Source organism: Psychromonas sp. KJ10-2 (genome assembly GCF_047323255.1).
Classification (GTDB): domain Bacteria; phylum Pseudomonadota; class Gammaproteobacteria; order Enterobacterales; family Psychromonadaceae; genus Psychromonas.
Genome location: NZ_CP178827.1, coordinates 201,531 through 228,504, shown reverse-complemented (window position 1 = coordinate 228,504; position 26,974 = coordinate 201,531). Strand labels below are relative to the sequence as shown.

The 26,974-nt window shown below is 37.8% G+C and carries 24 protein-coding genes, 5 pseudogenes and 1 riboswitch; of the genes and pseudogenes, 15 read left to right on the top strand and 14 right to left on the bottom strand.

The genetic code is table 11. From position 1 onward, the window contains the following. Positions 1-698 precede the first annotated feature (698 nt). Positions 699-1,040 carry a DUF3316 domain-containing protein gene (locus ACLKL2_RS01080; protein ID WP_113819407.1) on the top strand — a complete coding sequence of 114 codons (342 nt, stop codon included), beginning with the start codon at positions 699-701 and terminating at the stop codon, positions 1,038-1,040. A gap of 73 nt (positions 1,041-1,113) precedes the next feature. Next, a complete protein-coding gene (locus tag ACLKL2_RS01075) occupies positions 1,114-1,458 on the top strand; it encodes a DUF3316 domain-containing protein (protein WP_113819406.1) in 345 nt (114 codons plus the stop codon). Between the two features lie 61 nt (positions 1,459-1,519). On the opposite strand, the gene ACLKL2_RS01070 is transcribed toward ACLKL2_RS01075, so the two are convergent. Next, positions 1,520-2,467, bottom strand: coding sequence for a LysR family transcriptional regulator (locus tag ACLKL2_RS01070; RefSeq protein ID WP_113819405.1), 948 nt, complete (start codon positions 2,465-2,467; stop codon positions 1,520-1,522). Positions 2,468-2,760: 293 nt separating this feature from the next. On the opposite strand from ACLKL2_RS01070, the gene ACLKL2_RS01065 reads away from it, so the two are divergent. Continuing rightward, on the top strand, positions 2,761-4,629 hold the full coding sequence (locus tag ACLKL2_RS01065; protein ID WP_113819404.1) for a DUF294 nucleotidyltransferase-like domain-containing protein: 1,869 nt from the start codon (positions 2,761-2,763) through the stop codon (positions 4,627-4,629). An 8-nt stretch (positions 4,630-4,637) separates the two neighbouring features. After that, a complete protein-coding gene (locus ACLKL2_RS01060) occupies positions 4,638-5,354 on the top strand; it encodes a 3'-5' exonuclease (protein ID WP_113819403.1) in 717 nt (238 codons plus the stop codon). 109 nt (positions 5,355-5,463) lie between these two features. Here ACLKL2_RS01060 and ACLKL2_RS01055 read toward each other — a convergent pair. Next, positions 5,464-7,043 (bottom strand): annotated as a pseudogene (locus ACLKL2_RS01055) (BCCT family transporter). Between the two features lie 373 nt (positions 7,044-7,416). Between ACLKL2_RS01055 and epd the strand changes: the two are divergent. After that, positions 7,417-8,436 (top strand): erythrose-4-phosphate dehydrogenase, encoded by a 1,020-nt coding sequence (gene epd, locus ACLKL2_RS01050; protein WP_413693042.1) that lies wholly within the window; start codon positions 7,417-7,419, stop codon positions 8,434-8,436. A 66-nt stretch (positions 8,437-8,502) separates the two neighbouring features. On the opposite strand, the gene ACLKL2_RS01045 is transcribed toward epd, so the two are convergent. Both ACLKL2_RS01045 and ubiT read right to left on the bottom strand, forming a co-directional pair. Next, positions 8,503-8,823 (bottom strand): YkgJ family cysteine cluster protein, encoded by a 321-nt coding sequence (locus ACLKL2_RS01045; RefSeq protein ID WP_413693041.1) that lies wholly within the window; start codon positions 8,821-8,823, stop codon positions 8,503-8,505. 75 nt (positions 8,824-8,898) lie between these two features. Further along, entirely contained in the window at positions 8,899-9,423 is a 525-nt protein-coding gene (gene ubiT, locus ACLKL2_RS01040; protein WP_413693040.1) for a ubiquinone anaerobic biosynthesis accessory factor UbiT, read from the bottom strand. A gap of 204 nt (positions 9,424-9,627) precedes the next feature. On the opposite strand from ubiT, the gene ubiU reads away from it, so the two are divergent. Together ubiU and ACLKL2_RS01030 are read left to right on the top strand one after the other, a co-directional pair. Continuing rightward, positions 9,628-10,623 (top strand): ubiquinone anaerobic biosynthesis protein UbiU, encoded by a 996-nt coding sequence (gene ubiU, locus ACLKL2_RS01035; RefSeq protein WP_413693039.1) that lies wholly within the window; start codon positions 9,628-9,630, stop codon positions 10,621-10,623. A gap of 15 nt (positions 10,624-10,638) precedes the next feature. Next, complete coding sequence (locus ACLKL2_RS01030; protein WP_413693038.1) at positions 10,639-11,523, top strand: U32 family peptidase; 885 nt, start codon at positions 10,639-10,641, stop codon at positions 11,521-11,523. 6 nt (positions 11,524-11,529) lie between these two features. On the opposite strand, the gene modC is transcribed toward ACLKL2_RS01030, so the two are convergent. The 9 genes and pseudogenes from modC to moaA form a co-directional block, all read right to left on the bottom strand. Further along, positions 11,530-12,603, bottom strand: a complete 1,074-nt coding sequence (gene modC, locus ACLKL2_RS01025; protein WP_413693037.1) for a molybdenum ABC transporter ATP-binding protein — start codon at positions 12,601-12,603, stop codon at positions 11,530-11,532. Beyond that, a pseudogene (gene modB / locus ACLKL2_RS01020) lies at positions 12,596-13,283 on the bottom strand (molybdate ABC transporter permease subunit). Before modB ends, modC begins: the two are co-directional and overlap by 8 nt. Beyond that, the gene (gene modA / locus ACLKL2_RS01015) at positions 13,283-14,005 is read right to left on the bottom strand and encodes a molybdate ABC transporter substrate-binding protein (RefSeq protein ID WP_413693036.1); all 723 of its coding nucleotides are present in this window, start codon (positions 14,003-14,005) and stop codon (positions 13,283-13,285) included. The pseudogene modB and the gene modA overlap by 1 nt, the downstream one beginning before the upstream one ends. 77 nt (positions 14,006-14,082) lie before the next feature. After that, a complete protein-coding gene (moaE, locus tag ACLKL2_RS01010; RefSeq protein WP_413693035.1) occupies positions 14,083-14,532 on the bottom strand; it encodes a molybdopterin synthase catalytic subunit MoaE in 450 nt (149 codons plus the stop codon). After that, positions 14,533-14,781, bottom strand: coding sequence for a MoaD/ThiS family protein (locus tag ACLKL2_RS01005; protein WP_413693034.1), 249 nt, complete (start codon positions 14,779-14,781; stop codon positions 14,533-14,535). 1 nt (position 14,782) lies between these two features. Further along, positions 14,783-15,282, bottom strand: a pseudogene (gene moaC, locus ACLKL2_RS01000) (cyclic pyranopterin monophosphate synthase MoaC). Beyond that, positions 15,282-15,800: a molybdenum cofactor biosynthesis protein B gene (gene moaB / locus ACLKL2_RS00995; RefSeq protein ID WP_413693033.1), complete on the bottom strand. Its 519-nt coding sequence runs from the start codon at positions 15,798-15,800 to the stop codon at positions 15,282-15,284. The pseudogene moaC and the gene moaB overlap by 1 nt, the downstream one beginning before the upstream one ends. Before the next feature lie 79 nt (positions 15,801-15,879). Further along, entirely contained in the window at positions 15,880-16,491 is a 612-nt protein-coding gene (gene mobA / locus ACLKL2_RS00990; RefSeq protein ID WP_413693032.1) for a molybdenum cofactor guanylyltransferase, read from the bottom strand. A 100-nt stretch (positions 16,492-16,591) separates the two neighbouring features. Beyond that, positions 16,592-17,568: pseudogene (moaA, locus tag ACLKL2_RS00985) on the bottom strand (GTP 3',8-cyclase MoaA). After that, a riboswitch (molybdenum cofactor riboswitch) is annotated at positions 17,559-17,712 on the bottom strand. (Overlaps the previous pseudogene by 10 nt.) 167 nt (positions 17,713-17,879) lie before the next feature. On the opposite strand from moaA, the gene ACLKL2_RS00980 reads away from it, so the two are divergent. From ACLKL2_RS00980 to ACLKL2_RS00955, 6 genes and pseudogenes are all read left to right on the top strand, one after another. Then, positions 17,880-19,466: a histidine kinase gene (locus ACLKL2_RS00980; protein WP_413693031.1), complete on the top strand. Its 1,587-nt coding sequence runs from the start codon at positions 17,880-17,882 to the stop codon at positions 19,464-19,466. 104 nt (positions 19,467-19,570) lie between these two features. Next, positions 19,571-20,206, top strand: a complete 636-nt coding sequence (narL, locus tag ACLKL2_RS00975) for a two-component system response regulator NarL (protein WP_113819386.1) — start codon at positions 19,571-19,573, stop codon at positions 20,204-20,206. Between the two features lie 193 nt (positions 20,207-20,399). Then, positions 20,400-22,455: pseudogene (gene dinG, locus ACLKL2_RS00970) on the top strand (ATP-dependent DNA helicase DinG). Beyond that, positions 22,456-23,244: a TSUP family transporter gene (locus tag ACLKL2_RS00965; RefSeq protein WP_413693030.1), complete on the top strand. Its 789-nt coding sequence runs from the start codon at positions 22,456-22,458 to the stop codon at positions 23,242-23,244. It begins immediately after the preceding pseudogene. Next, positions 23,223-23,786 (top strand): primosomal replication protein PriC, encoded by a 564-nt coding sequence (priC, locus tag ACLKL2_RS00960; protein ID WP_413693029.1) that lies wholly within the window; start codon positions 23,223-23,225, stop codon positions 23,784-23,786. The genes ACLKL2_RS00965 and priC overlap by 22 nt, the downstream gene beginning before the upstream one ends. Next, positions 23,779-23,961: a DUF2496 domain-containing protein gene (locus tag ACLKL2_RS00955; RefSeq protein WP_413693028.1), complete on the top strand. Its 183-nt coding sequence runs from the start codon at positions 23,779-23,781 to the stop codon at positions 23,959-23,961. Before priC ends, ACLKL2_RS00955 begins: the two co-directional genes overlap by 8 nt. Before the next feature lie 116 nt (positions 23,962-24,077). Here ACLKL2_RS00955 and cysS read toward each other — a convergent pair whose 3' ends face one another. Further along, entirely contained in the window at positions 24,078-25,475 is a 1,398-nt protein-coding gene (gene cysS / locus ACLKL2_RS00950) for a cysteine--tRNA ligase (RefSeq protein WP_413693027.1), read from the bottom strand. A 255-nt stretch (positions 25,476-25,730) separates the two neighbouring features. On the opposite strand from cysS, the gene ACLKL2_RS00945 reads away from it, so the two are divergent. Then, positions 25,731-26,225 (top strand): peptidylprolyl isomerase, encoded by a 495-nt coding sequence (locus ACLKL2_RS00945; RefSeq protein ID WP_413693026.1) that lies wholly within the window; start codon positions 25,731-25,733, stop codon positions 26,223-26,225. A 6-nt stretch (positions 26,226-26,231) separates the two neighbouring features. Beyond that, positions 26,232-26,972 (top strand): UDP-2,3-diacylglucosamine diphosphatase, encoded by a 741-nt coding sequence (locus ACLKL2_RS00940; protein ID WP_413693025.1) that lies wholly within the window; start codon positions 26,232-26,234, stop codon positions 26,970-26,972. The last annotated feature ends 2 nt before the right edge of the window (positions 26,973-26,974 follow it).

The following is a 26,974-nucleotide window of genomic DNA, read 5'->3' as shown; positions in this document are numbered from 1 at the left end:
TCCCATAAAAAGAACACATCAGTCCATTATTTATAACAGATAATAGACTGATGTTTTAACGTCTTTATTTTAAGTTGTGCTTGCAGATATAAGTGTTGTGACTATCAGCTCTAACTATATAGCGTCAATGCTAGTTAATGAAAGTGGCATTATATTTAAAATTATAATATTTTTCAGATTATACAATGACGTCAGTGTTACGCAGTACGAGGTAATTTATTGAAACTATAACTGAGATCATTTAGCCGCTTATTACCCAGCCGAACAAATGTCTACTTAACCTCAAACTAAGCCTTTTCCTACGTAAATTTAGCTCTCTTAATGAATATATTTGGCATTATTCAAAAAAAGCATAAGAAATACCCTAAATAGTAATTTTACTAACATATTAGCAATGCCAGCTAAGGACAAAAAGAATAACCAAGAATTAATATATATCTACAACAAAGATATAAACGTATAAATTCAATAGCTTAATGAAAATTAAATAGTTAGATATAGTTTATCGACTTGCTCAGACAACCTGAATCAAAAATGATTGATGCCAAAAAGTCCATAATGAATGGAATTATAATGTGATGACCGTCACATAAATTAAGTGCATAATGTTTCCATCGAGTGAGAGAAAAGCCTATAGGGATATGCTACTCACTCTATAAATAACAGTAATAAACTTAACTTTTATAGAGGCAACAATCATGAAAAAATTAGCTACATTAGCAGCAACTTTACTTATCAGCACAAGCGTATTTGCAAGTACACAAGTTGTTCACTCAGACAAACATTTTAACACTGATTCTTTCGCTAACAAAGCACAAGCTTATGAAGCAGGTTTTGATTACTTAGATAACTTAAAAGACTTATCTGATGCAGAATTACGTCAAAAACTGTTAATTATCTCTCAGACACCAGCAACCGATATTGAAATCAACAACTCTAAAGTATTTGTTGAAGAATTCTCTCAAGCTCGTGGCGAAGTCGCTTACCGTGCCGTTATAGATGTAGATTACAACTTTACTACACTTCAAAACGACAACTAATTATATGAAGTAGCTCTCCGAGGGAGCCTTTTAATCACCATACTTGGTATAGAACAGAATTAAGGTATATAAAATGAAAAAATTAACTACATTAGCAGCCGCTTTATTAATCAGCACTGGCGCACTAGCAAGCACACAAGTTGTTCACTCAGAAAAAAACTTCAACACTGATGCATTTACTGATAAAGCACAAGCGTATGAAGCTGGTTTTGCTTATGTTGATAACCTAGAAAATTTATCTGACGCTCAATTACGTCAGAAATTATTAATTATCACTCAATCACCAGCAAATAACATTGAAATTGATAACTCTAAAGTATCAGTTCAAGAGTTTGCTCAACAACGTGGTGAAATCGTTTACCGTGCTGTAGTTGACGTTGATTACCACTTCTCTACGATTAAGTCTGATAATCATTAATCTGATTTGTTAAACTTAACTGCATCAATGCCAGCTTTTATGCTGGCTTTTTTATGTCTGCCTATTTATACATCTCTTTATAATTATCTATGTACGATTCCCAAATAGGTGGAGTGCCTATCATCTTTTGCACTGTATCGATAAATAACTTTACTAATGGTGTTTGATTACGATGTGGGTACACTGCATACAATCCCCAGTTTGTTTCAGGCAATTTATAATCAGTTAATAGCGGCACCAACCCTTTTTCTTTAATATTTTTGTCTAATGCAAATAGGCTGCGTTGTGAAAAACCTAACCCTGCTTCCACTGCATCTAATAACACACTGAGTTCATTTACCTCGAGTCTGCCCGATAAAACATGGGTCTCCATCTGGTCACTATTGGGTTTATCTGAAATGATTAACTTATTCGCTGTGATTTCACCATTTGAATAAATAATAGCGGGTAATTTAACCAGCTCTTCAGGTGTTTTTGGCTCTCCATAGGTATCGATAAAACGTTGAGAAGCTAAAATAGCAGTATCGTTATTTGCTAGTTTACGCGCAATAAGGCTGGAATCTCGGGGTGGTCCTATTCGAAAAGCAATATCAAATCGTTCACCAATAATATCAGCACGTCTATCTTCTAAAACAAGTTTAATATGGGTATCTGGGTACTCAGCCATAAACTGGGTTACCGCATCTTGAATATACATTTTACCAAATAGAGAGGGACTAGTTATTCTTAGCAACCCTTTTGGTGCTGAATGATAAGACTCAGCTAAACGTTGTGTATTAGCCAGTAATTCGCGAACCGATTCTGCCTGCTTTAAAATCTCTTTACCGGCATCGGTTAAAGATAATGCGCGTGTTGAGCGGTTTAGTAATCGCACACCTAAATCATTTTCTAATATTTTTATCTGCTTGGATAACGCAGAACGGTCAATGTTTCTTATCCCTGCCGCTTTTGCAAACGAACCATGCTGTACTACATCTAAAAAGAGATCCAATCTCGTTGACATACCCATTACAATTAATCCTTTAATAAATCATCAGCGTAAACTACTCAGACAACGCATTAGTCTGAAACAGACTGCATTAACTCTCTGTTGAAAACATTTATTTTTATCATAAATATAATATTCTCAACACTGCTTTCTTCATTGCACATTTATAAATGGTCACAAACTAATATAATTATCTATTTTTAACTATTTACAGCAATTATTGATCATATTATTTTCTCCCTTCACTACTAACATACTCAAATAAACTTGTGTAATATCGGCATTATTCTATTCCCTACAATATCGAGTGCACCATGGAAGTTGAGTTATTAGAAATTCAAGACTTTATCAGCCAATATCCCCCTTTTGATGAGCTTCCTGAAGATGCCCTGATAGAGGTTGTTAAAAGCATAGAAATATCTTACCAACGGGCGAATACCAATATCGTTGAGTTTAAAGATGAAATCAATGAATTATATATGCTACGCAGTGGTGTTGTTGAATTATATCGACGAAACGGCAACCTATATAATCGATTAGACCAAGGTGGTTTATTTGGTCAAATGGGATTATTAACCAATAACAAAGTACGCTTCCCTGCAAAAGCAACTAAAGACACTCTACTCTATTGTATTCCAGGTCATATTTTTTATGATCTCTGTGAGCGTTTTGAATACTTTGCAGATTATGTTGAATCAGAAGATAGCGCACGCTTAAAACAAGCTGTGACCAATAAAAGTGAAGGATCTGATTTAACCACTTCTAAAGTAACCACGCTGCTAACTCGTGAACCATTAATTTTAGCAAGTGATACAAGTATTCAACGTGTTGCTCAAATTATGGCTGAAGAAGGTCAATCCGCAGCGTTAATTAATGACCTTAAAAATGAGCAAGAAAAACATTTCGTGGGATTAATTACCGAACACGATCTTTGTGCAAAAGTTGTCGCTTCAGGTTTAAGCGTCGACAACCCTGTTTCAGATGTGATGTCTACGGATCTTATCTCTTTAGATCACAACGCTTATATTTCTGAAGCTATGTTGCTGATGCTACGAAATAATGTCCACCATTTACCTATTTTGAAGAAAGAGCGTCCAATTGGTCTAATCGAAGTATCTGATATCGTTAGGTATGAATCGCAAAACAGTCTGTTATTTGTAAGCAGTATTTTCCAGCAACAAAGCCCCGAAGATTTAGCGCAATTATCTAATCAATTAAAAGATTGTTTCATTCGCATGGTTAATGAAGATGCTAACTCGCACATGGTTGGCAGAGCGATGTCTGAAATTGGGCGTAGTTTTAAACAGCGTTTATTAGAATTAGCTGAAGAAAAGTTCGGCCCACCACCTATTCCCTACTGTTTTTTAGCTTTAGGCTCGATGGCCCGAGACGAGCAACTATTGGTTACAGACCAAGATAACGGACTCATATTAGATAACAACTATGATCCTGAAATTCATGGTAAATATTTTGAAGAACTGTCGCACTTTGTGTGTGATGGTTTAGATGCGTGTGGTTACACTTATTGTACTGGCGATATTATGGCTACTAATCCAGAATATCGTAAAACCCAAATGCAATGGGAGGCCTGCTTTGGTGAGTGGATAGACGATCCAAACCCAAAAGCCTTATTAAACTGTAATATCTTCTTTGATTTAAATGGCGTGTATGGCCGTACAAAGTGGGCAGAACAACTGAACCGCTTTATCCTTAGCCGCACTAAAAACAATAAGCGCTTCTTAGCTTGTTTAGCTCGCAATGCATTAAACCGTAAACCACCATTAGGGTTCTTTAAAGATTTTGTAATGGAAAATGATGGTCGTCATAACAACTCTATCAATCTTAAACGTCGTGGTACTGCACCATTGGCTGATTTAATACGAGTTCATGCTTTGGCTATTGGTTCACAATCTCAAAACTCATTCCAACGTTTAGATGACATTATTGAAGCGGGTATTTTACCAAAATCTAAAGGCGCTGATTTACATCATGCCATGGAGTTAATATCCATCGTACGGTTACGCCACCAAGCATTAGATGTGGAGTCAGACATTGAGCCCGATAATAATATTGAGCCAGAAAATATGTCTGACCTTGAACGACGCTATTTGAAAGATGCTTTCTTAGTCTTAAGTAATGCACAAAACTTTTTAAAATTCCGTTATACGGCTAATACTTTTTAGGGCTATATATGCATAATTTTATAAATAAAGAGATTTTAAATTGGAATGCGTATTTACAATTGCAGGCTCGACATTGCAAAGATAAGCGTTTAGCTGAATTCTATCAGGTCGGTACTTATAACGATGATACACCACTAAAAGATATAGAATTTGTCGCTTTAGATTTTGAAACGACTGGTTTAGATCCAAAGCAGAATAGTATTATCAGCATTGGTTTAGTACCCTTCAATTTAAACCGAGTGTTATGTAGTAAAGCTAAAAAATGGTATATCACTCCACAAGATAAGTTAGAAGAAGAGTCGATTATTATTCATGGTATCACTCACTCCGATTTAAAGGGAGCGCCAGACTTGCTGCGAGTATTAGGTCCTTTTCTTGAGCAAATAGCAGGGAAAGTGGTTGTGGTTCATTATCGTAATATTGAACGAGCTTTTTTAGATTTAAACTTAAGAGCATTAATCGATGAAGGGGTAATTTTCCCCGTTATAGATACCATGCAAATCGAAGCCGCTATACAAAGTAAACAATGTGAAGGTTTTTTAAACTGGTTAAAGCGCAAAAAACCTGGTTCTATTCGCTTAGGAAACAGCCGTTTACGTTATAACTTACCCAGTTACCAACCCCATGATGCGTTAACCGATGCCATCGCCACTGCAGAATTACTGCAAGCCCAAGTCTTGTATCATTACGATCCTGAAACACCTATCAAAGATTTGTGGTTATAGATTCATAGCACTGATTTCCTATTTGCATATTCAATAGATATAAAAAAACCGATTAATCATAGATTAATCGGTTTTTAAATCACTTTAATATAGTTTAGTTAACGCATTACTACTTGCTTAACTTAGGCTCTGTTCTCATTCCCATAATCAAGCTTACACACATGATTAATAGAATAATTGTAAACGGTAATGCTGTTGATATTGCACCCGCTTGTAGCGCTTGAATCGATGACGTTCCACCAACCCATAACAGTGCAATTGCTATCGCGCCTTCTACTGAAGCCCAGAAGATACGTTGTGGCACAGGTGCATCGACTTTACCGCCCGCTGTAATACTATCAATAACTAATGAACCTGAATCAGAAGAGGTAATAAAGAATACCAATACTAATACAACAGCAATTAACGATAAAATATTACCCAATGGTAATTGGTCAAACATTTGGAACATCGCAAGCGATACATCCGTTAACCCATTAGTACCTAACTCACCTACATTATTGATAATTTGATCGATGGCAACACCACCAAATACAGACATCCACAGGATAGTTACTAATGTTGGAATGATTAATACTGCTGTTAAAAATTCACGAACAGTACGGCCACGTGAAACACGCGCAATGAACATACCTACGAATGGTGACCATGAAATCCACCAAGCCCAGTAGAACACTGTCCAGCCATGCATCCAAGCTTCATCTTCACGACCGTGAGGATTACTTAATGGAATAATATTTTCAACGTAACCCATTACAGTTGTTGGGATAGTACCCATTGAAACAGCCATAGTTACTAATGCAACAAACACCACTAATACAATGGCTAATAGCATGTTAACGTTACTAATTAACTTAACACCACCATCAATACCACGAACTACAGATATAATAGCTAAAATAGTCACACCAACAATGATCGATATTTGTGTCGTTAACCCATCATCAATACCAAACACGTGATGGAAACCACTCGCTGCTTGTTGTGCGCCTAACCCTAAGGATGTTGCTAAACCAAATAGTGTTGCAATTACCGCTAGAATATCAACAATGTGTCCAGGTAAACCCCAAGTGCGATCGCCTAATATAGGGTAAAAAATAGAACGCATTGAAAGCGGTAAGCCTTTATTGTAAGCAAAGAAAGCTAATGATAATGCAACAACACCATAAATTGCCCAAGGGTGAAGACCCCAATGGAACATAGTCGCACCTAGTGCTAATTTCGCAGCTTCCGGCGTATTAGGATCAACATTCAACGGCGTTTCATACCAACCAGTGAAGTAAGCCACTGGCTCAGCAACCCCCAGAACATTAAACCAATACCCATACCTGCAGCAAATAGCATTGATAACCATGATAGTGTCGAATAATCACTTTTTGCGCCAGCACCACCTAAACGGATTTTACCAAAGGGTGAAACGATTAGTACCAAGCAAAAAATAACAAACAAATTAGCAGACCACATAAATAGCCCATCAAATGCACCGATGATTTGCCATTTCAAGCCATCTAATGTTGCTTTAGAGACTTCTGGATCCACCAGCATAATTGTCACTAAAAACAGCGCAATAAAACCTGCACTAAATCCAAAAACAGGATTATGAACATCAAATCCCCACTTTTGTACGTTATCTTGACCTACTGTATAGTCAGTATTATCTATACTGTACTTATCCTTATTTAAACTCATTTTTCCTCATTTAGAGCATTTCACTCTGTTTGTTTACCTTTAAAACCGTGACCATGTTAACAAAACCAAGATGACATTTCAGTGATTTAAATAAATTTAACCTTTTAACACTGGCTATAAGATTAAAAAGCTAACAATCTGTCGACTTATCAACCCAAAAAGCACTGAACCTTCAAGCTAGCTTTCTTATACTCACTACTTAAAAATCAACAATATCGATCAATTTTTTCTTTGTTTTGCCTGCTTTTGTTTTACAATATCCTTTTTTAGCACTTCTCTTCATCAAGCTCGCGTTTTCCTTATTAGTTAATCGCCACATAAAACTTAACTTGCTCATGAAGAAGTACTATTCACTTTCAACCTGGAATCTTACATGTCTCTTCGAATTGCAATTAATGGTTATGGTCGTATTGGCCGTAGTGTGGTACGTGCTTTATTTGAAGGCGGCCATCAATCTCAAATAGAGATTGTCGCTATTAATGAACTCGCCGCTGCCGAAGCTATCTGTCATTTAACACAATATGATTCAACGCATGGGCGTTTTCCTTTTACTGTGACACAAACAGAGCAACAATTAACAATTGCTGATCACCCAATTAAATTACTCGCTTTTGAAAACATCGGTGACCTACCATGGCAAGCATTAGATATTGATATGGTTATTGACTGTACAGGTATTTATGGATCGAAAGCCGATGCACAAGCACACTTAAATGCAGGTGCGAAGAAGGTGATCTTCTCACACCCTGCTGACCACGATGTAGATGCGACTGTGGTATATGGGGTTAACCATCAATCATTAACTGGGCAAGAAACTTACATTTCAGGGGCATCTTGTACTACTAACTGTATCGTCCCTGTGATTGCCAGTTTAGATGCTGCTTTTGATATTAAGTGTGGCACAATCACAACGATTCACTCTGCCATGAATGACCAACCTGTGATTGATTCTTATCATCACGACCTGCGCAGAACACGGGCAGCCAGTCAATCAATCATTCCTGTTGATACTAAATTAGCGGCGGGTATAGAAAGAATTTTACCTAAGTTTGCCGATAAATTTGAAGCGATTGCGGTACGGGTGCCAACCATTAATGTGACTGCCATGGATTTAAGTATTACCGTAGATAAAAAAGTATCCATTGATGATATCAACCAATGTTTAAAGAAGATCTCAACCACATCATTATCGGGTATTCTAGGTTACACAGAAGCGCCTTTAGTCTCGGTAGACTTTAACCATGACCCACGCTCTTGTATTATTGATGGAACACAAACACGTGTTAGTGATGGCCACTTAGTCAAATTGCTAGTGTGGTGTGATAATGAATGGGGTTTTGCAAATCGTCTAATTGATACTTGTTTGTACTTTAAACAACTAGCGGCTCAATAATAAAAAAGCAGGCAGGTTGATTAACCTGCCTCCTTCCCATTGTCCTAACTGACTAGCAAAATGATCTTAGTTTGCTGGAATAAACTCATCACTGCACTCGTAGGATCCCATTTCAAAAATTCTACACACCCAAGGTCTGTTTTCATAAATGGTACATAACTTGGTTTCACGATCGACACAAATACACCAACCATCATCTAATTTTTTCATTGTTTCACCACCCCATTGATCACGATCGATATATTTCTCAGGTACACCTGTATCGGTAATCAACATCACCTCTAACTGGCAGCAAGCAGCATTACATTTAGCACAAGTTAATTCACTTTTATCTATATTGGTCACTGATATCGATTCAGCAGTTGGGATTGAGTTATCGTTTGGCATCTGTCCACTAGAATTAAATATAAAATGTTAAGCCTATAGACCTTAGCGTGTAAAAGATACCCATAATATAATTGTTTATTCTACCGCTGGTATAAAACGATTAGGTGACTTAACTCCCTGTTGCACAAACTCAGAAAATTGTGCCATTAATCTTTGCATAAAAGGTGATAAATTATCAAAATCAATATTGTCTAACAGGTTTTTAACTTCTAATCCCAGTTCAGTGTCTCCCTCAATGTTTAAACGACGTTGAAAAAATAGAGTATCAGGATCTTCTTTGCGCCCTGCGATTAGGATCAGGTCATTAACATTAGCAGTAAAACTTACATCAGACACCCCATCAACTGGTTTTATAATTAGTTGGTCAGTAAAACTGACTTGCCAACGTACCGATAAATCATCGATGCTAATGGTTAGCCACTTACCCTTTAAAAAAGCGAGTTCCCCTTCTTTAATTTCTTCAGAAAATAACTGATTTAATATTAAACTTAGCCCTTTTTGTTGCACATAAAAAGGTATCAAGCGAGAAGGAAACGATAACGCTCTGGGTGCATTTATAACAAGTTGATGGTGTATCTCTTTTTTAAATAAGGCCAACATGATCATTACTCTTAGTCAGTGAGAAGGAGAATGATTACTTTAATCTGTTCCGCTAAAAACAACTTGCTGTACATCAATTAATCATGGTTTATCTGATGACTTTATTATATAGATAATCACTATTAACCCACTAATATATGCCCTACATCAATAAAAACATTCACTTACTGACTACAATAAGCCATTTAAAAATGGGAGTAAGCGATGGAATTATTATGCCCCGCAGGCAGTTTACCTGCGCTAAAAACAGCTATCGACTGCGGTGCCGATGCCGTTTATATCGGCTTAAAAGATCAAACTAATGCCCGTCATTTTGCAGGCCTTAATTTTAACGCCTCTAAGCTCAGCAAAGGCGCACAGTACGTCGCTGATCACAATAAACACTTACATGTTGCTATCAATACTTTCGCTCACCCTGGCCAAGAAAAACGTTGGTTTAATGCCGTTGACCAATGTGTTGACTTAGGCGCCAATGCAGCGATTATTGCAGATATCGCGACCTTAGATTATGCCACGCAAAAGTACCCAGATTTAGCGCTGCATTTATCAGTGCAAGCATCCGCGACCAATACGGCTGCCATCGATTTTTATCAGCGTAACTTTAATATTAAACGCGTGGTATTGCCGCGTGTTTTATCACTACATCAAGTGAAACAACTAACGCGTAACAGTGATATGTCACTGGAAGTATTTGCCTTTGGTAGTTTATGTATTATGGCTGAAGGCCGATGTTATTTATCCTCTTATTTCACTGGCGAATCACCGAATACCGTTGGTGCTTGTTCACCCGCTAAGTTTGTTCGCTGGCAAGAAACACCGCAAGGTTTGACCTCTCGTTTAAATAATATCTTAATCAACCGATACCAAGACGATGAAAAAGCCGGTTATCCTACTTTATGTAAAGGCAGATTTAGTGTTGATAACCATCTTTACCATGCCTTAGAAGAGCCAACCAGTTTAAATACCCTGTCGCTTTTACCGGATTTAATTGAGATGGGTATTAGCTCAGTAAAAATTGAAGGACGACAACGTAGCCCCGCTTACGTAGAGCAAATCACCAGCGTCTGGCGAGCAGCTATTGATAGTTACACTCAACACCCTGCTCACTATCAAGTTAAAGCACAATGGAATCAACAATTAGCTAACCTCTCCGAAGGCAATCAAACCACGCTAGGTGCCTATCACCGAGACTGGCAATAAGTGTTAAGGACATATATGAAATTATCATTAGGACCCATCTTATATTATTGGCCAAAACAGCAAACGATAGATTTTTACCAACAAGCTATAAATAGTGACGCTGATATCATTTACTTAGGTGAAACCGTCTGCAGTAAGCGACGAGAATTAAAAACCAGAGACTGGATTGAATTAGCTAAATCACTGAATAAGCATAATAAAGAGATAGTGTTATCAACCATGGCTTTATTAGAAGCCCCTTCTGAACTCAGTGTGATCAGAAAATTATGTGAGAATGGCGAAGTCAGCATCGAAGCTAACGATTTTGGTGCAATCCAACTATTAACAGAGAAAAAGTTGCCCTTTGTATGTGGCCCCGCTATCAACTGCTATAACGCAAATACGTTAAAGATATTAGTTAATAAAGGCATGCAACGCTGGGTGATGCCCGTAGAGTTATCGAGGGATTGGTTATCTAACATTGTTGAAGATACCCATAAAATGCAGTTTCGAGATCAATTTGAGGTGGAGCTATTTGCTCATGGCCACTTACCCTTAGCTTATTCAGCACGTTGTTTTACCGCTCGCTCTGAAAATAAAGCCAAGGATAATTGTGGTTTAACCTGCATCAATTACCCTCAAGGTCGCATCGCTAGCACTCAAGAAGATCAACAGGTTTTTAAACTGAATGGTATCCAAACCCTTTCTGGTTACTGTTACAACTTAATTAATGAGCTGCACAGTATGCAAGGGTTAGTCGATATTATAAGGATCAGCCCCGACTCAACGAAGAGTTTAGCGACAGTGTCAGCGTTCAAAAAACAGATAAATCAATTACCAAACCAACAACAATACTGGCCGCTGGACAGTCTACAATGTAACGGTTATTGGCATAATATTGCCGGCCTAGCGCAGAGCTGATGGATATTAATTAACAATGCTCATGGTTTTAACATGAGCATACACGTGACTGCCTACTGCTAACTGTAATTTGTTAAAAGAGCGTAACGTGATGTATGCATACATATATTGCTCACCTAGCTGTAACGTCAAAATCACCGCTTTTTGCGCATCCATGTGTACCTCTTCCACCGTTACCGATAAACAGTTAAGTAAGGAGCTTCCGACAATAGGTTGTAATGCAACAATCACATCTCGACTGTTTATTTTGACTTGGATCTGCTCGCTATCGGGTTGTGATTCTGCGGAAACATAAAGCGTTTGTAGCTCTAAACACCCCTTGATTAACCCTTCACTCTGATCATAACCTTTTACTAACACATTCAAAATCAAACCTTGATGTGCAAATTTAATCAATGATAAATCACTGTTTAAAAACAGTTGTTGTGGTTCGCCACTGGCTTCTATTTTGCCATCGTTAACCAACAACATATGACGACTTAAATAAAACAGCTCTTGTTCAGAATGGGTAATATACAAAATAGGGATCTGTTGGCTGATCGCTTTAATAAAGGGTAATAACAACTGCTTACTACCTTGATCTAATGATGAAAGAGGCTCATCCATGACTAATAACTGAGGGTCCGTTAATAAAGCACGGGCAATGGCCACCCGCTGTTTTTGTCCACCCGATAATTGTGTTGTTTGATGCGAGAGTAATTCACTAAAACCTAATTTATCAGCTAATTGCTCAATGGAAAAACCAGCATGACCCGCTTTATTCACCGCCAACTGAAGGTTTTGTTGCACATTTAGATGCGGAAATAATCTTGGTTCTTGAAATACCACACCAATACGGCGTTTTTCCGTTGGCAATAACTGTTTTGAGTCAGTAGATAGCCAAGTTTTGTTAGAAAATTGAATGGCACCAGTACAAGGCTCTAAGCCAACTAAACAACGTAATAAGGTAGTTTTTCCTGCCCCCGAATCACCGAAGATAGCGCAAACACCAGACAAGTTAACCTGCGCCTTAAAATGCAGCTCGCGGTTTTGCCCTGTTTGCTTGTGGGTAAATGACTTTTGAATATCAAACTTAAGCATTTAATATCCTCTGTTGGCGTTTTTGTAAAAAGCCATAGATCAACACCAACAATGAAACAGAAAAGGCTAGCAACATAAAAGATAATTGATGTGCTTCACTGTACTGTAGGGACTCAACATGGTCGAACAATTGAATTGATAACACCTGTGTTTGGCACTGGAATATTCCCACCAATCATGAGGACCACACCAAATTCACCAATGGTATGTGCAAAGCCTAATGCTCCAGCAATAATAAAACTGGGTAATAGCATGGGAAAGATTATTTTGTATAACCGTTCATACTTTCCATAACCTAAAGTGGCACTTACCTCTAAATAACGTTTATCTAAATGTACAAAGGCACTCTGCAAAGGTTGCACCACAAAAGGCAAAGAGTAAACGACAGAGGCAATCACTAGCCCGGAAAATGAGAAAGCTAATGAGTGCTCATTGAAGCTTAACCACCAACGCCCTAAAAAATGATTGGGAGAAAAGGCTATTAATAGATAAAAACCTAATACAGTTGGCGGTAAAATTAAAGGCAATGCGACTAAGGATTCGACTAAAGGACGGATCTTAGCTTGGCTTCTTGCTAACCACCAGGCTAGCGGTGGTGCAAACAACATTAACAATATAGTTGTAACACTCGCTAGTTTTAAGGTTAGCCAAATAGCTTGTAGATCACCCTCACTGAACACTAGTTATAACCCTGTGAATGAATTAACTGTTGAATCGGCTTCGACAGTAAATAGTCACGAAACAAGTTTGCTTGCTCTGCTTGTGCTGTGCCTAATACCACACCTGCCTGAATAATTGGTTGATGCCATTTAGCAGGGACCAAAAGATAATGTTGTTGTTTTTTTTGCACTAACGCCGCATAAGCCACCAAGCCTGCTTTGACATTATTAGACTCAACAAACTGGTAAGTTTGGCTAATATTACTGCCTTGAATGTATTGTAGATCTTCCCATTTACCTACGGAAGTTAACGCTTGCTGCGCAGCCACTCCGTAGGGTGCAAACTTAGGGTTAGCAATCGCTAAACGACCTGTATAAGCCATAAAATCTTCGATACTCGGATTTGTCTCAGCGGAAGGCATCCAAAAACCTAATCGCCCTTGTGCATACACAAAAGGTTGATTGTCACCGACTTTGTTAGCCTGTTGCAAAAGATCAACATGCTCTTGATCCGCAGATAAAAAAAGATCAAAGGGTGCACCATGTAATATTTGTTGGTACAAGGTCCCTGTTGATGCACTAGATATATTGACGTCAATGTCGTATTCATTACTAAACTGATCAGCGATATCCTGTGCTGATACTTTGAAGTTACTGGCAACAGCAACATTGATCGTCGCTTGACTAGCAACACTAAAACAACTTAAACCAACAAAAATAACAGAAACTAACAACCTAAGCATAATGGAAAAACCTTAATTTATACCCAATCTCTAGGACGAGTATGAATAGAAAAAAATTAATTACAAACAAAGCCCAATTATTCAGCCCATTTAGACAATGTTTTTTGATCGCTTTCCCTAGCATCAACCCATTTTGTCTGACCGTTTTCCATGGTCTCTTTTTTCCAAAATGGTGCTTCCGTTTTTAAATAATCCATAATAAATTCACAGGCAGCAAAGGCATCGCCACGATGTTGGCTGGCTATCCCAACAAATACAATTTGGTCTGTAACGCTTAACTGTCCGACACGATGGATCACTGTACTAGCAATAATATGCCAACGTGCTTTCGCTTTTTCTACAATGTCGACTAAGCACTTCTCAGTCATGCCAGGATAGTGTTCAAGAGATAAATCACTCACCGCTTGGCCATCGTTAATGTCTCTCACTAAACCAGTAAACGTAACGATCGCACCAATTGAAGACTGACAACGTAAACGTTCATATTCAACCTGTTGATTGAAATCTTGCTGTTGTACACTAATCATTTAACCACCCGTTACCGGTGGAAAGTACGCCACTTCATCACCCGATTTTAAAGTGACATTAGTGTTAACCATGGCTTGATTGACCGCTTTTAAACAAGGTTGTGAGTTTAAAATCGAAGACCATTCTGCTTTGTATTGCGTCAAGTATTGAAAAAGTTGGTCGGTATCTGCAGCTTGTGATGCTTCAACCTGTAAGCTTCTTTTACCTAATTGCTCACTGAGTTTGGCAAAGAATAAAACCGTAATCATTTTACCTCCTCCTATTGACCATGTTGTTGTGAAGAGAAATGCCGGATTTACCGCCGGTTTTTTCAAGTAACTTCACCGCAGAGATAACCATATCTTTTTGAATGGCTTTACACATGTCGTAAATAGTTAAGGCTGCAACCGATGCCGCGGTTAACGCTTCCATCTCAACACCCGTTTTACCTGATAGTTTACATAAACTTTCAATTCTCACTCGATTTGATTCTGGCTCAGCGCTAATATTTACTTCTACTTTAGTTAAGGCTAACGGGTGACATAACGGGATCAAATCTGACGTTTTTTCGCCGCCATAATGCCCGCAATTCGGGCAGTAGCGAATACGTCACCTTTATGGTGTTGGCCATTAATAATCAAAGATAGCGTTTCTTCTGACATCTCGATATAAGCTTCAGCAATGGCTTGACGGACTGTACCTTCTTTATCTGTCACATCCACCATATTCGCTTTACCGTCTTGGTTAATATGGGTAAAACCGCTAGACATTATTTCGCTCCTACATGTGGCATAAAGTTACAAGGTTTATGCTGAGAATTGATCTGCTCTGCAATAATATTTGTCCAAGCTGTTTTACAAGCCCCCGTTGAACCAGGCATACAGAAAATGACCGTATTATTAGCAAAACCAGCCAGAGCACGACTTTGAATCGTTGATGATCCAATCTCTTGATAAGAAACAGCACGGAATACTTCACCGAAACCTTCAACCTGTTTGTCGAATAACACCGACACTGCTTCTGGCGTAGTATCACGGGCAGTAAAGCCAGTTCCACCTGTCGTTAAAATAACTTCTATTGTTGGGTCTGCAATCCATTGAGAAACCACAGCACGAATTTTATAAGGGTCATCAATGACGATTTGTTTATCGGCCAGTTGGTGCTCGGCTGCTTGTAATGATTCCACTAAATATCCACCTGAAGTATCTGTCGATTCGTCACGTGTATCTGATACGGTTAAAACAGCAATATTAGCGGCAGTAAATGCGTTAGTTGATAGATGGCTCATGATGTTCCTTGTCGTCTACTTAATAGTCTATGTAATGTTCTACTTAATGGTCTACGTAATTAAAATAATATCTATTGTTCTATTCTGTGGGCTTAGCCTGGCTTAACCTTGAATAAGTGGTTAAACAATCTTGCCATTGTTCTGGTGTATTGGTGTTTTCAAAGCGCACTTTATCAGTCTCATTTGCAGATACCCCTTCAATACCAAGGGTTTCAAACAAGCGATATAAAGAACGGTATTTTTTATGTGGAGTTTGCATTATGTTGGTCAAATAGGTTTTTAGCGCCCTATTTAAGGTCAAAATAAGCGGAAAAATAGCCTCTTTATAATATAGACCAGCAGCTTGGGGTTGAGCCAAGTAACGATCAATTAGCTCAGTACAATCTTGCTCCGCTAGCAGTGGCATATCTACGGGAATAATAAACAAGGCATCATAATCAGCCGATAATTGCTCCACACAAGCAGCGATACCTGCCAATGGCCCTAACCCTGCATATTGATCTACAATACAGGGGAAATTAGGGTAATCGCCGCTCACAAAACATTGTCCTATTCCAGCCTGTTTTAATAGCGTAAAGGCATGTACCAAGAGTGTATGTTGATCAAGAGAAAGCATCGCTTTATCCTGTCCCATCCTTGATGACTCGCCACCGGCTAATACAATACCAGCTATTTTTAACTTCTCGCTCATGACTTTCTCAATATTCGCGACTACTCACCATCAGTGAATAGCAACCAACTAGCCCAAGGGAAAGTGTGACGTTTTCTTTGGACTGCAAACATACAGCTATTTAACCGCCAATTGAGGCTAAATGAGGTGTCCCACCGGTTAACCCTAAATCCAGAAAATGTGAAGATTTTTTCTCTTTTAAAGCGGCTAAGATGGTGCTTTTAAGTTCTGCTTTATCTTTACTATCTTGTAATAGGTGTCTTAAATCAACACCGTCTTCACCAAATAGACAAAGATGTAAACGTCCCACCGCAGAAACACGTAGACGATTACAATTATCACAGAAGTCTTTACTGTAGGGCATAATTAACCCTATCTCACCTGTATAATCAGGGTGAGAAAACACTTCAGCTGGGCCATCATTAATCACACGGGGTTTCTGTTGCCATTGCTGCGCTAATAAGGTTTGTTTAATGGTCTCACCAGACTGGTGATAACGATTAAAAAAATCATTATTATCATCGGTTTGCATTAACTCAATAAAACGCAGTTGTATTGGTTGGGTTTTGATCCAATTAAGGAAGGTATTAAGGTCATTATCATTCAAGCCTTTCATCAACACACTATTGACTTTGACTTGATCAAATCCGGCGTTTACGCACGCGTCGACCCCTTCCATCACTTTATGGAAGATGTTCTTACCAGTAATAATATTGAAGGTATTGGCATCTAAGCTATCAACACTGACATTAATGGCACTTAATCCAGCTTGATACCAATCCACGGCATGTTTACTCAGATTAAAACCATTAGTGGTTGTCACCACTTTTTAATACCAGGTGTCTCGGCGATTTGCTCAATAATACCAGAGAAATCTCTGCGCAAGCTGGGCTCACCGCCTGTTATCCTTACTTTACTGGTACCTAATTCTGCAAAAGCATTGATTAGGTTTTGTATTTCACTTTGTGATAAAAATTGTTTTTGATGGGTCCGTTGGTAACCATCGGGTAAACAATAATTACATTTGAAGTTACACTCATCGGTAATCGATAGGCGCAAGTATTCAAACTTTCGATAATATTTATCGACTAATTGCATGGTCAGTTCCTTTCCAAACACGGGAGGCAAACCCATTTCTAAGTTTACCCTTCTTAACCAAACACTTAGTTAAGCGGCTAGTATCACATATTTCACAAAAAACATGTTAAACTTAGTGATAAAAGCTCGGAGCTAAATTATATATAAATGACATCCATTCCCTACTCGGGTCTTTCAATCAACTGGTAACCTTTTATTCTTAACTATCTATGAAGATTAATCTACTATTACACTCACTTTCTATAACAAAAGTGATTTCGACAATCGCTTTACTGATTTTAATACTTTCAGGTACGCACGTTTTCATTTTTATGACAACGACGCAAAGCCAAAGTAGTAATCATGATGCTATCAAAAGTTTAACAGCACTGCGACATGAAGCTGATAGTTTTATTAATCCCAATCAACTTGATCGACAACAGATTCAACTTACCGCTACCGAATATTCTCCATTAGTGGCTAATCAACTATTACAAAATAAATTTTTTGATGTTAATCAAATACATGAGGCGAATATAGAATTAAGGTTTGAGTTAATAGCGATTCAACAACAACTCGATCAATTATCCGACCAAGCACTGACCTTAAAACTCAAGCAACTGGTCAGTAGTATTGAATATACCATTAACCAATATCGCACATTAATTGATAAAGAGTCTTCAGTTATCTTTGTTTCACAGATTATAATGTTTACCTTTGTTGCGCTGAGTGCACTATTTCTGCTGTTTTACTGCCGACACTGTATAGTTAGACCACTTAATAAGCTCGAAGAAAACGTTTACTCTATCTCTAATCACCACTTTAATGTGGATTTTATTGAGAGTAATAACGAAGTTGGTTTTTTATCAACAGGTTTAAAAAGCATGTCAGAAGAGTTGGAATCATTAATTACTGCCATGCAAAAGAAAGTATTCGATAAAAAAACCGAATTAGAAACAGCCAATGAAAGTATCCAATTCTTATTTACGATTTCACAAACCCTAAGTACAGTGAAGTTAACTCACCCAATCATTATCGAAGCCTTAAATGCCCTCGCGAAACAAACTAATTTAAGTAAGTTATGTTTAGAGTTGGTTAATGGCGTGGAAATAGACAGTGATTATGGCTGTGCGACAAGAGATAGTAGAAGTAATAAACGTATCCCGATCATGATTAACGGGGAACCTTTTGGATATTTAAATTATATTCAAGCCACACCTATGTCTGAGAACACCTCTATCATAGTGAGCTTTAGCAGCTTGCTCGCACGTGCTTTATATCAAGAAGAGTATAGCTTACAAGAGCAGAAATTATTGCTAATGGACGAGCGTGGTGTGATTGCTCGTGAATTACATGACTCTATTGCACAAGCATTATCATTTTTGAAAATTCAATGTGCAGTGTTAAATAGACAAATTGATGCTGATAGTGAAAAAAATGACGTTAAAGAATCTGTCAGTAATATTAAAGAAGCCGTCGGTGATGCCTATGTACAACTGCGCTCACTGCTCTCAACCTTTAGGTTAAACATCAGTGAATCTGACTTTAAAGAAGCAGTATTAGTGATGATTTCGCAACTACAGAAACAAACCACGGCTAAAATTCAATTAGGTGACTTTGAATCAAACTTTCAAACTCATGCAAATCAGCATATACATCTATTGCAAATTATTCGTGAAGCTATGGTTAATGCAATGAAACATGCAAACTGTAGCAATATTATTGTAAACTGTGTCATTATAGATCAAAAAGTTATCATAAGTATTATCGATGATGGCATTGGCATTAAAGAAAAGCCTGGCAAAGATAATCACTACGGCATTGAAATTATGAATCAGCGTGCAGCTGAGCTAAATGCTAAGCTTGAGATTAAAAATTTACCGCTAGGCACTGAAATTAAACTCATATTTGAAATCTAATTTTCACAAAAATCACTTATATTTCATTTTTTAACTATTTTTAATTTACATTATATTGTTTTCGATTATTGTATTTTAACTATGACTCGATAAAGGAATCGCAAATGAACAATGTATCTACCGTTATTGTTGTTGATGACCACCCGCTAATGCGTAAAGGCGTTACACAACTACTCAGTATTGACCCCAATTTTGTGGTAATAGATGAAGCAACCAACGGCATTGAAGCTGTGAGCATGGTTAAAAAGCAACACCCAGATATGGTACTGCTAGATTTAAACATGAAAGCCGTGTCTGGCTTAGAAACTCTAAAAGCACTTCGCAATGACGGCATTAGCAGCAAAATCGTTATTTTAACGGTATCCGATGCTAAACAGGATGTTATTTCATTAATTAACCAAGGTGCAGATGGTTATCTTTTAAAAGATACTGACCCAGAGATTTTATTAGAAAATTTACACCGTATCCAACAGGGTAAATTAGTAGTAAGCGAAGAGTTAACGGAATACTTAGATTGCTTAGACCAAGAAAATAACATCAGAGAGAAGATCTCGACATTAACGCGTCGTGAAAATCAAATTATGGGTGAAATTTCAAAAGGCTTAAGTAATAAAGAGATTTCAGATAACCTTAATATCTCTGAAGGTACTGTAAAAGTGCACGTTAAAAGCTTGTTGAAAAAGCTTGAAATTAAATCCCGTGTTGAAGCAGCGGTATTGTTTTTAGAACAGCCTAAATAGCTAGCTTTTAAGTTGTTTTAAGTAACTAATTAACCGTTACAACTCCTTCAATATCAAACAATATCGTCATATCATATAGCGATATTGTCGCAGATAGTAAACCTTTATTTTGGTACACTGCCAAGTAAAGGTTTTTTGCGTTTAATCCCACTCCACTTTCTGAACCACAACATGAGATACAATAATAATAGCTATGCTTTCAGACTCACTAAAAAAAGAAATTCGTAATAATTACGAACTCATCACCCAAGCTTTGCCGCAATTTAAAGCGCGTAAAGCACAAAACTATTTAGTGGCAGAAATAGCAAAAGTATTAGCAGGCAATTATGATAAATCTCGTCGTATTTTGGTGGCTGAAGCAGGTACAGGCATTGGTAAGTCTCTCGCTTATATTTTGGCGGGGTTACCAGTGGCATTGCGCGCTAATAAAAAACTGATTATCTCAACGGCAACAGTGACACTACAAGAGCAATTAATCACTAAAGATCTGCCCTTCTTTCTCCGTCATAGCGACTATAAATTTACTTTTACGCTTGCCAAAGGTCGGCAGCGTTATTGTTGTGAGCATAAATTACTTAACCAACAGACTGATAATCCAGAACAAACACAATTATTCACTGAAAAACCACAAGTGGGTGATCGCGAGTTATTAGATCGGCTTAAAAATGCTTATTTAGATGGTAAATGGGATGGCGATCAAGATAGTTGGCCTAAACCTATTCCACGCCGTGTTTGGCAGCAGATTGTCTCCGATAAACATAGTTGTAAAAAAGCCTTGTCGAATCACCGTCAATGTCCTTTTCATCGTGCCCGAGACAATATCAATAAAGCAGATGTGATTGTGGTCAATCATGCCTTGCTATTAGCTGATTTAGAGTTAGGTGGCGGTGTCATATTACCTGAGCCAGATGCCTCCTTTTATGTATTAGATGAAGCACATCACTTGCCAAAAATTGCTCGTGACTTCTCTAGCGCCAATGTGAATATAAAAACCAGTCAAGAGTGGCTTAAAAAGATTAAACAAGTTAGTACTCATGTAAATCGTGTGGTGCATCGCCAAACGACCATCACACCAGGTATTAACATGCTGGAAAGTGCCAATGAGATGGTCAAAGATTTAAATGATATTGAGCTCTACTTTAGAAATAATCCACCCAATTACAATAAATCCAATCAATACCGCTTTAGCATGGGGGAGGTCCCACAAGGCATTGTTAACTCTCTCATTAGTTTAAAAGAAGAGACTAAAAAATGTTTAAGCGCTGTTAATAAACTATCTAACATCACCTCTGAAGAGTTAAAGGATGACAATATTAAACTCAGTGATGCAGAGCCGTTATTAGTAGAGACAGGCTTTTATATACAGCGCTTAGAGGCACTTTCTGACCTGTGGAAAATGCTATTAAAAGAGCGCAGCTCACACCAAGCACCAATAGCGGCTTGGATAAACAATGAAAATGACGCTTATACTTTGTGTGCAAATCCTTTAGAAGTCGGTGGTTTATTGGAATATATGTTGTGGTCGCAGGCTGCAGGGGTGATCTTGTGTTCAGCAACACTAACCTCCTTGAATAGTTTTGATTATTTTATGCGCCAAGCAGGTTTAACCCAAAATGATGGCACGCAGTATTTACGTTTAAAATCCCCTTTGATTATCCGAATATTGAATTACATGTTGCAGCGATGGCAAAAGATCCAACGGAATCAGGTTTTGATAATGAGTTAATTGAGAATATTACTCAGCGTATTGAACAAAAAGAGGGTAACTTAGTGTTGTTTGCCTCCTATTGGCAGATGAATTTAGTGGCCGATAAACTACGTCGCAAATTTCCTAAATCTTTATTGATACAAGGTGAAACGTCACGAACTAAGATGATTGCAATGCATAAACAGAATTGCGATCAAGGTTTAACCAGTATTTTATTTGGTACAGGTAGTTTAGCTGAAGGTTTAGATCTACCGGGCATTACCTCACTAACCTTATTATTACTAAACTCCCTTTTGCTGTACCTGACTCTCCAGTAGAAGAAGCTCATGCAGAATGGATAACCTCTAAAGGTGGTAACCCATTTATGCAAATTACTATTCCAGAGGCGAGTAAAAAATTGATTCAATCCTGTGGTCGTTTAATTCGAAAAGAAACTGATACAGGTAAAATTACTTTATTAGATAAACGTGTGATCACTAAGCGTTATGGTAAAAGTCTGATCGATTCCCTTCCTCCCTTTGCTTTAAAGATAGAGAAATAGATGACAGAGTTTGTTTTAGACCCACACAGTTGGATGTTACTCGCCTTTGTTGGATTACTGGCTGGATTTATCGACGCCGTTGTCGGCGGTGGTGGCATGTTAACCGTGCCAACGCTATTGAGTGTTGGTCTGCCCCCTCACCTCACCTTAGGCACTAATAAACTGTCTGCCAGCTTTGCTTCCGGTACCGCTGCTTTCACCTATTTTCGTAAAAAGCTATTTGATCCTGGCTTTTGGAAGCACTGTTTTTACAGTACCTTAATCGGAGCATTGAGTGGCACTATTGTGGTTAATTACATCTCTACTAACTTTCTTAATAAGTTTTTACCTGTGGTGATTTTAATCGCCGCAATTTATACTTTGTTAAGCCGCGTCAAAGAGATTGATAACGCAACATTACCTGAGAAAACCACCAAGCACAGGTTAACTCAGCGTATTCAAGGTTTTATTTTAGGTTTTTATGACGGAGTTTCTGGGCCAGGAACCGGCGCTTTTTGGGTGATCTCAAATATGCACCTATACCGTTTAAACATTCTACTTTCTAGCGGCATAGCAAAGGCGATGAACTTCACCAGTAACTTTGTCTCATTACTGACCTTTATCTACTTTGGTCAGGTTAATTGGTTTATCGGCTTAACCATGGGCGCATGTTTGATGCTTGGTGCCTTTATTGGTGCACATTCAGCTATCTACTTTGGTGCTAAATTTATTCGTCCATTATTTATAATTATTGTCTTAATCATGGCAGTCAACCTAGGATATAATGCATGGTTCAGTCCGTCGATTTAAAACATTTAGCCGCGCTTGAGGAACAAGTCAAAGCTTTACATTTACGCTGCCAAGTATGGGATAGTAAAATAACACTGACGGAAAATAAATCGTTTCGCTTTGAAGTACACCTATTCCAACAAAGTAGTTTAACCTTAAGCGGTTATAGTGAACAATTAAATAACACCCTTGCCCATTTACGCTATGTGATCAGTCATAATATGGGTGACACTATCATCAATTATGAGTGTGAGCAGTTTGTTAATCAATTTTCGGCCTTACTTAATATTGTTAATCAATTGGACGCAGGTAAAGCAGAAGGGTTATATAAACGCTATTCAACACAACAGGAAAAAGTGTACCAACAGTTACAACGTCAATACCAGTATGAAAAAAGACTCTTGACCATGATTGATGAAGAAAATACTTTATACGAAGCCGCATCGCTAGCACATAAAGAGATTCATAGAAGTCGTGTTGGTGTGTTAAAAGAACGTTACCAAAAATGTAATGAGTTTACTCAATCCTTAGAATTTAAAATGGATGCCTTAGATAATGACTAAAGAAGTTACCCAAACTACTCCCCCTTTGGCTGACGCCCCTATCGAGATTAAATTAGCAGTGGATCTTATCCAACTGTTGGAAGACACCGATGTTGAATTGGAAACCACCATAGCCGCGTTAGAGATAGCCTTAACAGACTTTAAAAAGAAACGCCCTCAATCGATATCTAAGTAATATCTCTACCTATGAATTCACCATCGTCCGTCTGTTAATAAATAATCGAGCACAAAAAAGGAGAACCTAAGTTCTCCTTTATTAACTAACTGATAACTACTTACTTGGTTACTTAACTACACTTTACGCCAAGTTGTACCGTTTGCACCATCTTCTAACACAACATTTAACGCGGCTAATTTATCACGTGCATCATCAGCACTTGACCAGTCTTTATTTGTTCGTGCTGTATTACGCTGTAAAATAAGTGCTTCAATTTCAGCAGTTTCATCACTTTCACCTGTATTTCCTTGCAAGAATTGCTCAGGTGTTTGTGCTAATAAACCTAATACATTAGCGAAATTAACTAACAAACTTGCTAAAAAAGCAGCCTGTTGTATATCGTTGTTTTTGGTGCGATTTACTTCTTTCGTTAAATCGAATAATACCGCTAGCGCTTCAGGTGTATTAAAGTCATCATCCATCGCTTTAACGAATGCTTGATAGTATTTGCTATCATTCGTTTGTTGCTCAAATTCATTCAAATCAACTAATTCAATATCACGAATTGCAGTATATAAACGCTCTAAACTTGATCTTGCTTGTTTTAAATTATCTTCAGAATAATTCAATTGACTGCGGTAATGACCTGAAATCAAGAAATAACGTACTGTCTCACTGTCGTATACCTCTAATACATCTTTAATAGTAAAGAAGTTATTTAAGGACTTAGACATTTTCACTTTATCAACTTGTACCATACCTGAATGCATCCAAGTATTAACGTATTGACCATGGTGAGCACAACAAGATTGCGCTATTTCATTCTCATGATGAGGGAAGCTTAGATCTGAGCCACCTCCATGAATGTCAAAGACTTCACCTAAATGTTTTCGATTCATTGCGGAACATTCAATATGCCATCCTGGACGTCCTTCGCCCCATGGAGATGCCCATGAAGGCTCTCCTTCTTTTGCCATTTTCCACAGAACAAAGTCCAACGGATCATGTTTACTATCTTCCACTTCAACACGAGAGCCTGCTTGCAGCATCTCTAAGTTCTGTCCGCTCAACTGTCCATACTCTGGAAATGAGGACACTGAAAATAAGACATCCCCCGAATCTGCTACATAGGCATGCCCTTTTACAATGAGCTTTTCAACCATTTCAATCACGTCTGGCATGTGGTCCGTAACACGTGGTTCGATATCAGGGCGAATCATATTTAATGCATCAAAATCCGCATGCATTGCATCGGTAAAGCGTGCTGTTAACTGCTCACAAGTTTCGCCGTTTTCAGTTGCACGTTTTATAATTTTATCATCAACATCGGTAATATTACGTATAAAGCTTAAATCATAACCACTAAAGCGAAGGTAACGTGCGACAGTGTCAAAGGCAACAAAAGTACGACCATGACCAATATGACAATAATCGTAAATTGTAACACCACATACATACATACCCACTTTGCCAGCAACAAGGGGTTTAAATTCTTCTTTGGTTCGAGTTAGGGTGTTATAGATTTTTAACATTTTCCATCCAATGCGATTACTGTAAAAAAGGTTATTCTAACCTGCCAAAAGGACAAATTCACGCTTTCTCTGAGTTGATTGAAGCAATTAATGAATTTCTGTTGTCAATAAATTAGCTTAAGCACTAAGTCATTAAAATATTAGCTAAAAAACAGCTAATTTAAATAGTGTTTTTAGGTTTCTCAAGTTGCCTGTCTTTTTAATTTAAAGACGTTTAAGGTATGATGTAGCTCTTTTTATAGATAGGATTTAACAATGATTACTTTACACACAAACTTCGGCGATATCACTTTAGAAATGAATGAAGAAAAGGCACCAAATACAGTGGCTAACTTCCTAAATTACGCAAAAAGTGGTTTTTACGATAACACAATCTTTCACCGTGTGATCGACGGATTTATGATCCAAGGTGGTGGTTTTGCACCAAACATGGAAGAAAAAGATAGCCAAAAGCCAATTAAAAATGAAGCAAACAACGGTCTATCAAATGTAAAGTACTCAGTGGCAATGGCTCGTACTATGGAACCGCATTCAGCATCAGCTCAATTCTTCATTAATGTAGGCGATAATAAATTCCTAGACTTTAAATCAGAAACGACTGACGGTTGGGGTTACTGTGTATTTGCTTACGTCGTCGCTGGTGAAGACGTGGTAGACAAAATCAAAGGGGTAGCAACAGGTAATTCTCACTTTGTACACCAAGATGTACCACTTGAAGATGTTGTTATCACTAAAGTTACAGTAGCTTAGATTATTATGCGCACTTTATTCATTGCTGACTTGCATTTAAGCGAAGATCATCGACACATTACAGACGCCCTATTTGGTTTTCTTGATAAAGAAGCAACCAATGCTGAAACCCTCTATATTTTAGGGGATATGTTTGAAGTTTGGATTGGAGACGATGAACATACACCATTAATGGATGAAGTTGCGCAAAAGCTCACTAGCTTTGCTAAAAAGAATAATTGCAAAATTTACTATATTCACGGTAATCGAGATTTTATGCTTGGTAAGCGTTATGCCAAACAAGCATCAATGACATTGTTACCAGAGCATACTGAAATTGATTTGTATGGTACCAAAACCTTAATCATGCACGGTGATACTTTATGTCTTTTTGATAAGAATTATCAGCGTCTGCGTAAGGTGATCCATAACCCTTTCTTACAGTTTATTTTTAACTGCTTACCATTGAGTTTACGTAAACGTATTGGTTGGAAAATTCGCACTGCAAGTCAATCAAAAAAGCAATATAAAAATAATAATATGATGGGTGTGACTGAACAGGAAGTAATTCGTTTAATGGAATACCATGGTGTTCAACAATTAATTCATGGGCATACACATCAAGCCTTTAACCATCAACTTGAAGTCAATGGTCAATCAGGTAATCGCTTTGATGTGGGTGATTGGTATAAAAACTTAAGCTTTGTGGATGCTAATTCTGAAGGTACGGAACTAGTTGTTTTGCCTATCGACTTTTACCAACAATAGCC

What these genes read in the sequence shown, in the direction of transcription:
- ACLKL2_RS01080 (WP_113819407.1), top strand. Translation starts at nt 699, where the DNA reads ATGAAAAAATTAGCTACATTAGCAGCAACTTTACTTATCAGCACAAGC.
- ACLKL2_RS01075 (WP_113819406.1), top strand. Translation starts at nt 1,114, where the DNA reads ATGAAAAAATTAACTACATTAGCAGCCGCTTTATTAATCAGCACTGGC.
- ACLKL2_RS01070 (WP_113819405.1), bottom strand. Translation starts at nt 2,467, where the DNA reads ATGGGTATGTCAACGAGATTGGATCTCTTTTTAGATGTAGTACAGCAT.
- ACLKL2_RS01065 (WP_113819404.1), top strand. Translation starts at nt 2,761, where the DNA reads ATGGAAGTTGAGTTATTAGAAATTCAAGACTTTATCAGCCAATATCCC.
- ACLKL2_RS01060 (WP_113819403.1), top strand. Translation starts at nt 4,638, where the DNA reads ATGCATAATTTTATAAATAAAGAGATTTTAAATTGGAATGCGTATTTA.
- epd (WP_413693042.1), top strand. Translation starts at nt 7,417, where the DNA reads ATGTCTCTTCGAATTGCAATTAATGGTTATGGTCGTATTGGCCGTAGT.
- ACLKL2_RS01045 (WP_413693041.1), bottom strand. Translation starts at nt 8,823, where the DNA reads ATGCCAAACGATAACTCAATCCCAACTGCTGAATCGATATCAGTGACC.
- ubiT (WP_413693040.1), bottom strand. Translation starts at nt 9,423, where the DNA reads ATGTTGGCCTTATTTAAAAAAGAGATACACCATCAACTTGTTATAAAT.
- ubiU (WP_413693039.1), top strand. Translation starts at nt 9,628, where the DNA reads ATGGAATTATTATGCCCCGCAGGCAGTTTACCTGCGCTAAAAACAGCT.
- ACLKL2_RS01030 (WP_413693038.1), top strand. Translation starts at nt 10,639, where the DNA reads ATGAAATTATCATTAGGACCCATCTTATATTATTGGCCAAAACAGCAA.
- modC (WP_413693037.1), bottom strand. Translation starts at nt 12,603, where the DNA reads ATGCTTAAGTTTGATATTCAAAAGTCATTTACCCACAAGCAAACAGGG.
- modA (WP_413693036.1), bottom strand. Translation starts at nt 14,005, where the DNA reads ATGCTTAGGTTGTTAGTTTCTGTTATTTTTGTTGGTTTAAGTTGTTTT.
- moaE (WP_413693035.1), bottom strand. Translation starts at nt 14,532, where the DNA reads ATGATTAGTGTACAACAGCAAGATTTCAATCAACAGGTTGAATATGAA.
- ACLKL2_RS01005 (WP_413693034.1), bottom strand. Translation starts at nt 14,781, where the DNA reads ATGATTACGGTTTTATTCTTTGCCAAACTCAGTGAGCAATTAGGTAAA.
- moaB (WP_413693033.1), bottom strand. Translation starts at nt 15,800, where the DNA reads ATGAGCCATCTATCAACTAACGCATTTACTGCCGCTAATATTGCTGTT.
- mobA (WP_413693032.1), bottom strand. Translation starts at nt 16,491, where the DNA reads ATGAGCGAGAAGTTAAAAATAGCTGGTATTGTATTAGCCGGTGGCGAG.
- ACLKL2_RS00980 (WP_413693031.1), top strand. Translation starts at nt 17,880, where the DNA reads ATGACAACGACGCAAAGCCAAAGTAGTAATCATGATGCTATCAAAAGT.
- narL (WP_113819386.1), top strand. Translation starts at nt 19,571, where the DNA reads ATGAACAATGTATCTACCGTTATTGTTGTTGATGACCACCCGCTAATG.
- ACLKL2_RS00965 (WP_413693030.1), top strand. Translation starts at nt 22,456, where the DNA reads ATGACAGAGTTTGTTTTAGACCCACACAGTTGGATGTTACTCGCCTTT.
- priC (WP_413693029.1), top strand. Translation starts at nt 23,223, where the DNA reads ATGGTTCAGTCCGTCGATTTAAAACATTTAGCCGCGCTTGAGGAACAA.
- ACLKL2_RS00955 (WP_413693028.1), top strand. Translation starts at nt 23,779, where the DNA reads ATGACTAAAGAAGTTACCCAAACTACTCCCCCTTTGGCTGACGCCCCT.
- cysS (WP_413693027.1), bottom strand. Translation starts at nt 25,475, where the DNA reads ATGTTAAAAATCTATAACACCCTAACTCGAACCAAAGAAGAATTTAAA.
- ACLKL2_RS00945 (WP_413693026.1), top strand. Translation starts at nt 25,731, where the DNA reads ATGATTACTTTACACACAAACTTCGGCGATATCACTTTAGAAATGAAT.
- ACLKL2_RS00940 (WP_413693025.1), top strand. Translation starts at nt 26,232, where the DNA reads ATGCGCACTTTATTCATTGCTGACTTGCATTTAAGCGAAGATCATCGA.